This window comes from Cobetia sp. SIMBA_158 (assembly GCF_046566945.1).
GTDB classification, from domain to species: Bacteria; Pseudomonadota; Gammaproteobacteria; order Pseudomonadales; family Halomonadaceae; genus Cobetia; species Cobetia amphilecti.
This window is the reverse complement of sequence record NZ_JAWJYL010000792.1, coordinates 1-250: the sequence shown is the minus strand read 5'-3', so window position 1 is coordinate 250 and position 250 is coordinate 1. Positions and strand designations below refer to the sequence as shown.

The following is a 250-nucleotide window of genomic DNA, read 5'->3' as shown; positions in this document are numbered from 1 at the left end:
CCCTGGCTGACGGATTTTGCTGCGCTGCTGCGTCTGCTCAGTGAAGGAGACGAACTGCTATTATTGCAAGATGGCGTAACTGCCGCAGTTGACGGTAACCGCTACCTTGAAAGTCTGCGTAATGCCCCCATTAAGGTCTATGCCCTGAACGAAGACCTTATTGCCCGCGGTTTGACTGGTCAAATTTCGAACGACATCATTCCCATTGACTATACTGATTTCGTCAGACTTACGGTTAAGCACTCCAGCC

At 50.4% G+C, this 250-nt stretch carries 1 protein-coding gene; it reads left to right on the top strand.

The features are described from left to right. The coding region (gene tusB, locus R2R70_RS21990) for a sulfurtransferase complex subunit TusB (protein WP_410979194.1) at window positions 1–250 on the top strand (250 nt) is incomplete at both ends.